Source organism: Streptomyces sp. URMC 123, from assembly GCF_051386515.1.
Classification (GTDB): domain Bacteria; phylum Actinomycetota; class Actinomycetes; order Streptomycetales; family Streptomycetaceae; genus Streptomyces.
Map to the genome: position 1 here is coordinate 1 of NZ_JBPQTV010000282.1, position 8,493 is coordinate 8,493.

Annotated in this window: 9 protein-coding genes; 4 read left to right on the plus strand and 5 right to left on the minus strand. The window is 72.1% G+C overall.

Translation table 11 applies throughout. The features are described 5' to 3' along the window. Positions 1-71: 71 nt before the first annotated feature. Positions 72-884, minus strand: coding sequence for a trans-aconitate 2-methyltransferase (locus ACSNOD_RS24755; protein ID WP_436769250.1), 813 nt, complete (start codon positions 882-884; stop codon positions 72-74). Positions 885-1,017: 133 nt separating this feature from the next. Here ACSNOD_RS24755 and ACSNOD_RS24760 point away from each other — a divergent pair, with 133 nt between their 5' ends. Beyond that, positions 1,018-1,515: a MarR family winged helix-turn-helix transcriptional regulator gene (locus ACSNOD_RS24760; protein ID WP_436769251.1), complete on the plus strand. Its 498-nt coding sequence runs from the start codon at positions 1,018-1,020 to the stop codon at positions 1,513-1,515. Here ACSNOD_RS24760 and ACSNOD_RS24765 read toward each other — a convergent pair whose 3' ends face one another. Next, on the minus strand, positions 1,516-2,286 hold the full coding sequence (locus ACSNOD_RS24765) for a LuxR C-terminal-related transcriptional regulator (protein WP_436769252.1): 771 nt from the start codon (positions 2,284-2,286) through the stop codon (positions 1,516-1,518). A gap of 230 nt (positions 2,287-2,516) precedes the next feature. Between ACSNOD_RS24765 and ACSNOD_RS24770 the strand changes: the two genes are divergently transcribed. Then, positions 2,517-2,981, plus strand: a complete 465-nt coding sequence (locus ACSNOD_RS24770; protein ID WP_436769258.1) for a GNAT family N-acetyltransferase — start codon at positions 2,517-2,519, stop codon at positions 2,979-2,981. A 10-nt stretch (positions 2,982-2,991) separates the two neighbouring features. Here the strand turns inward: ACSNOD_RS24770 and galK are convergent, their stop codons facing one another. Genes galK through galT form a run of 3 tightly spaced genes read right to left on the minus strand, consistent with a single transcriptional unit; the run spans position 2,992 to position 6,226 of the window. Continuing rightward, positions 2,992-4,206: a galactokinase gene (galK, locus tag ACSNOD_RS24775; RefSeq protein ID WP_436769253.1), complete on the minus strand. Its 1,215-nt coding sequence runs from the start codon at positions 4,204-4,206 to the stop codon at positions 2,992-2,994. Continuing rightward, the gene (gene galE / locus ACSNOD_RS24780) at positions 4,203-5,183 is read right to left on the minus strand and encodes a UDP-glucose 4-epimerase GalE (RefSeq protein WP_436769254.1); all 981 of its coding nucleotides are present in this window, start codon (positions 5,181-5,183) and stop codon (positions 4,203-4,205) included. Before galE ends, galK begins: the two co-directional genes overlap by 4 nt. Further along, positions 5,180-6,226, minus strand: coding sequence for a galactose-1-phosphate uridylyltransferase (gene galT, locus ACSNOD_RS24785; protein ID WP_436769255.1), 1,047 nt, complete (start codon positions 6,224-6,226; stop codon positions 5,180-5,182). Before galT ends, galE begins: the two co-directional genes overlap by 4 nt. 126 nt (positions 6,227-6,352) lie before the next feature. On the opposite strand from galT, the gene ACSNOD_RS24790 reads away from it, so the two are divergent. Then, a complete protein-coding gene (locus ACSNOD_RS24790) occupies positions 6,353-8,023 on the plus strand; it encodes a sodium:solute symporter family protein (protein ID WP_436769256.1) in 1,671 nt (556 codons plus the stop codon). A 50-nt stretch (positions 8,024-8,073) separates the two neighbouring features. Beyond that, complete coding sequence (locus tag ACSNOD_RS24795; RefSeq protein ID WP_436769257.1) at positions 8,074-8,400, plus strand: hypothetical protein; 327 nt, start codon at positions 8,074-8,076, stop codon at positions 8,398-8,400. The last annotated feature ends 93 nt before the right edge of the window (positions 8,401-8,493 follow it).

Consider the following 8,493-nt stretch of genomic DNA (forward strand, 5'->3'; position numbering starts at 1 on the left):
GAGACAGCCCCTGAGGGGCGCGGACCACGGGCGGCGCCGTTTCGCCCGGCGGTCACGGCGTTGCCCGGCCGTCACAGCTTGCGGGCCACCGCGAAGATCCTGCGGAACGGGAACACCGTGCCGTGCGGGCCCGCCGGATACGCCTTGCGCAGCAGGTCCCGGTACTGCCCGAGGAATTCCTCCCGGGCCTCCGGGTCGTCCGCCAGCGCCGTCAGCACGGGCCGCAGGGCCGTTCCCTTGACCCAGTCGAGGACCGGGTCCTCGCCCTGGAGCAGTTGGACGTAGGTCGTCTCCCAGGTGTGCGCCTCGCAGCCGAGGTCCGCGAGCAGCGTCAGATACTCCCAGGGTTCGAGAATGTGGACGAAGCGCCGCCCGTATCCGCTCAGCCGATCGCGCCAGCGCGGGGCGTCGCAGAGTTCCCCGAGCAGCGCGTGGCTGGGCGCGGTGAAATTCGCCGGCACCTGAAAGGCGAAGGTGCCGCCCGGATACAGCGCGTCGGTCCACGCGGGGAACGACTGGGGATGGTTGGGCACCCACTGCAGCGCCGCATTGGAAACGATCAGATCGAAGGGCTCGTCGGGGACCCAGGTCGCCGCGTCCCCGTAGCGGAAGTCCAGCCGTCCGCCGCCGGGCGTGGGACCCGCGTACTCCGCCGCCTTGTCCAGCATGTCGGCGGAGGTGTCGTATCCGGTGATGATCGCGTCCGGCCAGCGGCCGGCGAGCAGCGCGGTGACATTGCCGGGGCCGCAGCCGAGGTCGGCGATGCGCGGGGGCCGATTGCCGTGGGGCAGTTCCGGAATACGGTGGAGGAGGTCGTGGAAGGGGCGGACGCGGTGGCCGGAATGGCGGAGATACTGGTTCGGGTCCCACGTGGCTGCATGCATGTTCGAGCCCCCTTGCAGGTACGGGTGTAACTCAAGTGGAACGGTGCCTCGCGCGGACGATGCCCATGCATCCTTCAGAATATCTCTTGACATCAAGAGACTTCATGTCGACAGACCTACTACACTGATCGGTATGGAGGACGAGGTCGATCGACTGGTCGCAGCATGGCGCCGCGAGCGCCCCGACCTCGATGTGGAACCCCTGGAAGTGCTCAGCCGGGTGAGCCGGCTGGCCCGCCACCTCGACCGCGCCCGGCGGCTCGCGTTCGCCGAGCACGGCCTGGAGCCCTGGGAGTTCGACGTCCTGACCTCACTGCGCCGCGCGGGCGCTCCCTACCAGCTCTCCCCCGGTCAGTTGCTCACTCAAACACTGGTCACATCCGGCACGATGACGAACCGCATCGACCGCCTCGCCAAGAAGGGCCTGGTCGAACGCCTGCCCGATCCCAGCGATCGGCGCGGGGTGCTGGTGCGGTTGACCGCCGAGGGGCGGGACCGGGCGGACCAGGCGCTGGCCGGGCTGCTCGACCAGGAGCGGGCGATCCTCGCCGAGCTCTCCCGCGAGCAGCGGGGCGAGCTCGCGGACCTGCTGCGCCGCCTCACCGCGCCGTTCGACAACATCCCGGGCTGACTACGAGGCCGGTTCCAGGTCGACGGGGCCGACGCCCGCCCGGCGGGCCAGCGCCACCGCCGCGAGCGTGGAGTGCACCCCGAGCTTCCCCAGGACGTTCTGCATGTGCGTGCGCACCGTGTGCGGCGAGAGGAAGAGCCGCTCGGCGACCGCCTTGCGCCCCAGCCCGGCCACCATGCAGCGCAGCACTTCCCGCTCGCGCGGGGTGAGCGACTCCACCAGCCGCTCGCTCTCCGTCCGGTGCTTGCGGGCCGCCGTGAGCTCCCGCAGCACCCCCGTGAGCAGCGCGGGCGGCAGGTGCGTCTCGTCGCGCAGCACCCCGCGGATCACGGCCAGCAGCCGGGAGAGCGAGCAGTCCTTGGCGACCCAGCCGCACGCGCCGGCCTGGAGCGCCGCCGCCGCCCTGCGGGGGTCGTCGCGCTCGGCGAGCACCACCGTCCGTACCCCGGGCTGGCCCGAGCGCACGCCCGCCACCAGGGAGATGCCGTCGACCGCGGAGTCCTGGGCCGCGTCCTGGGCGGCGGGCCCGCCGGCCGCGCCGCCGGCCGCCCCGAGGCCGTCCCGGCCGTCCGCGCCGCAGCCGAGGTCGGCGTCGACCAGCAGCACGTCGAAGCGGCGGCCCTCCACCGCGGCGCGCTCCAGGCAGCGCAGGGCGGCCGGTCCGCTCCCGGCGGCCGACACATCCACGTCCTGCTCGGCCGCGAGGGCCGCGGCCAGCGACTCGGCGAAGATGCGGTGGTCATCCACCACAAGGACCCGGATACGTGACACATCGACCCCCATGTCTTCGGGGCACGGGCAAGCGGGTACGGCGCCCGGTCGGGAGAGCACACAGCCGCACGGCCGCCGCCGTGCCCTGGCTGCCACCCCACCCCGGGCGTCGTACCCGACTGTCTCGCCCCCTGATCAGCACCGGCCCCCACCGGCGCTGTGCTTCAGGGTACGGGCGCGGTCCCGCTACGGAAGCGGATTGGCAAAACTGCTTGCCCCCGCTGTTTAGGCTGTGTCACGTGATTGTTCTTGAGGCAGGAGTCGACAAAGATCGCCGTGCCCTGATCGAGGAGCGGCTGGAGGCGGTCAACCAGGAGCGTTCCGCCGCGATGCGCGCGCTGCGCGGCACCCCGGCGGAGCACGACACGCCCGTGCACGTGTTCGCCCGGTGCGAGGGCTCGGACGAGCTGGCGGGCGGCCTGACCGGCTACACCTGGGGGCGCTGGCTCCATGTCGACCTGCTCTGGGTGGACGAGCGGTGGCGCGGCCGCGGGCTGGGCGAGCGGCTGATGGCGCGCGCCGAGGAGATCGCCCGCACCGAGCACGGCTGCGGCCACTCCCGCGTGGAGACCTGGGACTTCCAGGCGCCGGACTTCTACCGGCGCCTGGGGTACGAGGTCGTCGGCGAGGTGCGGGACTATCCGCCGGGGGTGACCGAGTACCTCCTCGCCAAGCGGCTCGCGCCGCCGTCCTGAGGCGCTCCCCTCACAGGAGCCTGCGGGCGCCGGCCGCGGGGACGGCCGGGAAGATCCGGGGCGCGCCGTGGCCCGCCGTCGCGAACGCCTCCGTGACCGCCTTGGCCACCGCGTCCGCGTCGCCCTCGTCGACCAGCGCGATCGCCGAGCCGCCGAAGCCCGCGCCGGTCATCCGGGCCCCCAGCGCCCCGGCTCCCAGCGCCGCCTCGACCACGAGGTCGAGCTCGGGGCAGGAGACCTCGAAGTCGTCGCGCAGGGAGGAGTGGCCGGCGGTGAGCAGGGGGCCGATGGTACGGATGCGGCCCGCCTCCAGCCGGGCGACGACCTCCTCGACCCGGGCGTTCTCGGTCACCACATGGCGTACGCGCCGGCGCACCACGGGGTCGGACAGTTGCGCGAGTGCCTCGTCCATTCGCTCCAACGCAACGTCGCGCAGGGCCTGTACGCCCAGGGCGTGCGCCCCTTCCTCGCACCTTTCGCGCCGGGTGGCGTACTCCCCGTCCCCCAGCGCGTGCCGCACCCCGGTGTCCACGACGAGCAGCCGCAGGCCCGCCCCGGCGAGATCGAACGGCACCTGGCGCTGGGCGAGGTCGCGGGTGTCGAGGTGGAGGGCGTGGCCCTCGGCGCAGCAGGCGGCCGCGGTCTGGTCCATGATTCCGCAGGGCACGCCCACGTAGACGTTCTCGGCGCGCTGGCAGAGCCGGGCCAACTGCCAGCGCAGCAGGCCGAGGTCGAACAGGTCCGCGCAGGCGAGCGCGGTGACCACCTCCAGCGCCGCGGACGACGACAGCCCCGCGCCCACGGGCACGTCCGACGCGAGGTGGACGTCCGCGCCGGTCACCCGGTGGCCGGCGCCGCGCAGCGCCCACACCACACCCGCGGGGTAGGCGGCCCAGCCGCCGTCGCCGGGCTCCAGCACGTCGGCGCGCAGCTCCACGACCCCGCCCGGGACGTCGGCGGAGTGCAGCCGCAGTAGATCGTCGTCGCGCCGGGACACGGCGGCGAGCACGGTGTTGGGCAGCGCGAGGGGCATCACGAAGCCGTCGTTGTAGTCGGTGTGCTCGCCGATGAGATTCACCCGACCGGGGGCCGCCCAGACGCCGTCGGGGGCGGTGCCGTACAGCTCGCGGAAGGCGTCGGCGACCTGTCGGGCGCGCGCGGTTTCGCCGGGGACCGTGCCGCCCGTACCACTCGTACCGGCCGTGCCGCTCGTGCCGCCCGTCATGCCGTCGCCTCCCGGCGGCGGGCGAAGGCCCAGGCGTCCGCCACGATCCCCGCGAGGTCCGCCCGGACGGGCTGCCAGCCGAGCCGCTCGTGCGCGGTGGCGGAGGAGGCGACCAGCACCGCCGGGTCGCCCTCCCGCCGGGGCGCGGGCACCTCCGGCACGGGGTGCCCGGTGACCTTGCGCACGGTCTCGATGACCTCGCGCACGGAGAAGCCGTTGCCGTTGCCGAGGTTGCAGATCAGGTGCTCGCCGGAGCGGGCGGCGGCCAGCGCCAGCAGATGGGCCTCGGCGAGGTCGGCGACGTGGATGTAGTCGCGGACGCAGGTGCCGTCGGGGGTGGGGTAGTCGTCGCCGAAGACGGAGATCGCCTTCCGCCGGCCCAGGGCGACCTGGAGGACGAGCGGGATCAGGTGGGACTCGGGGTCGTGGCGCTCGCCGTACTCCTTGTACGCGCCCGCCACGTTGAAATACCGCAGCGAGACGGCGGCCAGGCCGTGGGCCGCGCACTCCCCGGCGATCATGTGGTCGACGGCGAGCTTGGTGGCGCCGTACGGGTTGGTGGGGGCGGTCGGGGCCGCCTCGGTGATCGGCACCCGCTCGGGCTCGCCGTAGGTGGCGGCGGTGGAGGAGAACACCAGGGTGCGCACGCCCGCGTCGCGCATGGCGGCGAGCAGGGCCATGGAGCCGCCGACGTTGTTCGTCCAGTACTTCCCGGGGTCCGTGACGGACTCGCCGACCTGCGAGAACGCGGCGAAGTGCAGCACGCCGTCGAAGCTCGGCTCCAGCCAGCGGGCGCAGTCCTGCACCCGGCCCTCGATGAACTCGGCCCCCGGCGGCACCGCCTCGCGGAAGCCCGTGGACAGATCGTCCAGGACGGTCACCTGGTGCCCGGCCTCCAGCAGATGGGCCGCCACCACGCTGCCGACATAGCCCGCACCTCCTGTGACCAGGTATTTCCCGGGTGCTCGCAGGCTCATGGGGTCGCCACCTCTCGCAGTCGCTCGGCCGCGGTCTCCGGCGGCACGTCATTGATGAAGACGCTCATGCCGGACTCGGAACCCGCGAGGAACTTCAGCTTGCCGGACGTGCGGCGAATCGTGAAAAGCTCGAGATGCAGTGCGAATTCACCGCGGTTGACGGCGTGGAACGGCGCCTGATGCCAGGCCGCCACATAGGGCGTGGGCGGTTCGTCCGGCCCGAAGAGGCGGTCGAAACGGCGCAGCAGTTCGAGGTAGACGCGGGGGAATTCGGCGCGGGCGGCGTCGTCGAGGCCGCGCAGGTCCGGCACCCGGCGGCGGGGGTGCAGATGCACCTCGTACGGCCAGTGGGCGGCGTACGGCACGTACGCGGTCCAGTGCTCGCCGTCGATGACGATCCGGCGCCCGTCGGCGCGCTCCTCGGCGAGGACGTCGTCGAACAGGTTGCGCCCGCCGGTGCGCTCGCGGTGCGCGGCCAGGGAGCGCAGCATCAGTTCGGTGCGCGGGGTGGCGAAGGGATAGGCGTAGATCTGGCCGTGCGGATGGCCGAGGGTGACGCCGATCTCCCGGCCCCGGTTCTCGAAGCAGAAGACCTGTTCGACGCCGGGGCGCTCCGCGAGGTCGGCGGTGCGGTCGGTCCACACGTCGAGGACGAGGGCGGCCCGTTCGTCGTCGAGGTCGGCGAAGGAGGCGTCGTGGTCGGAGGTGAAGCAGACGACCTCGCAGCGGCCGGCGCCACCGGCGAGCGAGGGGAAGCGGTTCTCGAACACCACCACGTCGTAGTCGCCGTCGGGGATCTCGCTCGCCCGGCCCTCGCGGGAGGGGCACAGCGGGCAGGCGTCGGCGGGCGGCAGGTACGTGCGGTCCTGGCGGTGGGAGGCGATGACGACGGCGTCGCCGAGCAGCGGGTCCCGGCGGATCTCGGAGGCGGTGGCGACGGGGGCGAGGGGTCTGCGGTCGACGGCCTCGCGCACCACGTCGTCCCGGGCGTCGTAGTAGAGCAGCTCACGGCCGTCCGCGAGCCGCGTCGCCGTCTTCTTCACGCCCGGTCACCCGCCTTCACGCTAGGCTCCTCTGCCGCTCCCGTATGCGAACACAAACGAACACAATGAATCACGAGCCAACAGCGTCGTCAACGAAGTGTCGTCAACGAAGCGAGTGAGTGCCACATGCCGCAGCTGGCCGAAGAGCTCAGACTTCCCGTCAACGGTCTCGACTACACGATTCTCGCGATCTACTTCGCCGTCGTGCTGGGCATCGGCTTCGCCGCCCGGCGCAGCGTGCGGACCAGCCTCGACTTCTTCCTCTCCGGCCGCTCGCTGCCGGCCTGGGTGACCGGGCTCGCGTTCGTCGCGGCCAACCTCGGCGCCACCGAGATCCTCGGGATGGCCGCCAACGGCGCGCAGTACGGCGCCTACACCGTGCACTGGTACTGGATCGGCGCCATCCCCGCCATGGTCTTCCTGGGCCTGGTGATGATGCCCTTCTACTACGGCTCGAAGGTGCGCTCGGTCCCGGAGTTCCTGCTGCACCGCTTCGGGCCGGGCTCGCACCTGCTGAGCTCGGGCATCTTCGCGGTGTCCGCGGTGCTGATCGCCGGCGTCAACCTCTACGCCATGGCGATCGTGCTGGAGGCCCTGCTGGGCTGGCCGCAGTGGATGGCGATCGTCGTCGCGGGCTTCTTCGTGCTCGTCTACATCACCATCGGCGGGCTCTCCTCGGCCATCTACAACGAGGTGCTCCAGTTCTTCGTGATCCTCGCCGCGCTGATCCCGCTGACCGTGGTGGGGCTCAAGCGGGTGGGCGGCTGGGACGGGCTCACCGACTCCCTCACCGCCCGGCAGGGCGAGAACTTCCTGTCCGCCTGGGGCGGTACGGGCATCGGCGAGGCCAATCCGCTGGGCGCCAACTGGCTGACCATCGTGCTGGGTCTGGGCTTCGTGATGAGCTTCGGCTACTGGACGACCAACTTCGCGGAGGTGCAGCGGGCGCTGTCGGCGCGGAATCTCTCGGCCGCCCGGCGCACCCCGCTGATCGCCGCCTTCCCCAAGATCATGATTCCGATGGTGGTGGTGGTCCCGGGGCTGATCGCCCTGGTGATGGAGCCGACGCTGGGGCAGGCGGGCAGCGGGCTCCAGTACAACGACGCGATTCCGGTGCTCATGCGGGACCTGCTGCCGAACGGGGTGCTGGGCATCGCCGTGACGGGGCTGCTGGCCGCGTTCATGGCGGGCATGGCGGCGAACGTCTCGTCGTTCAACACGGTGTTCACCAACGACATCTGGGCCGCGTATGTGGTGCGCGGGCGCGAGGACCGCTACTACCTGGCGACCGGGCGGGTGGTGACGGCCGTCGGGGTGCTGGCCGGCATGGGCACGGCGTTCATCGCCGCCAGCTTCTCCAACATCATGAACTATCTGCAGACGCTGTTCTCGTTCTTCAACGTCCCGCTGTTCTGCGTGTTCATCATCGGGATGTTCTGGCGGCGCTCCACGGCCGCGGCGGGCTTCTGGGGGCTGCTGTCGGGCACGGCCGCCGCGATGGTGAACTACTTCTGGCTCTACAAGCAGGGCGTCATCGACATCCCCAGCGACCAGGGCGCCAACTTCGTCTCCTCCATCGTGGCGTTCGTGGTCGGCGCGGTGGTGATGGTGGCGGTCTCGGCGGTGACCCGGCCCCGGCCGGCGGAGGCCCTCGCGGGCCTGGTGTACGGCACCCGCTCGCCCGGCATGGCGGAGCCGCCGGCCGAGGGCGACGACGCGTGGTACCGGCGGCCGGCGCTGCTGGGCTGGGGCGCGATCGTGCTGGCGGCGCTCTGCTACGTCCCGTTCTCCTTCTGACCTCCGTCCGGTTCTCCTTCCGACCCCCGTCCGGAAAGGCGGCGCTTCCCATGAGCCATGAGCACGAGTACGACTACCAGCACGACGTCGAGGAGTTGGAACGCGCGTCGGCGACGGCGGCCCGCCTCTTCGACATCCGCCGCATCATCGGCGGCCTCTTCGTGGTCTACGGCGTGATCGTCACGGTGACCGGCCTGGTCGCCACGCACGCGGAGATCGAGAAGGCCCAGGGCATCAACATCAACCTGTGGGCGGGCCTGGGCATGCTGGTCTTCGGCCTGCTGTTCCTGCTGTGGCTGAAGCTCAGCCCCACGCCACCGCCGCCGGCGCGCGTGGACGAGCCCACCACGCCGGGAGGCACCGCCGGCGAACGCTGAGGACGGCTGAGGCCGTCGCCTTGAGGGCCCGCCCCCGCTGGACACGCGACCGCTAGGGCCGCGCCCCGGGCCGGGGGGCGGGCGGGGTCGGCG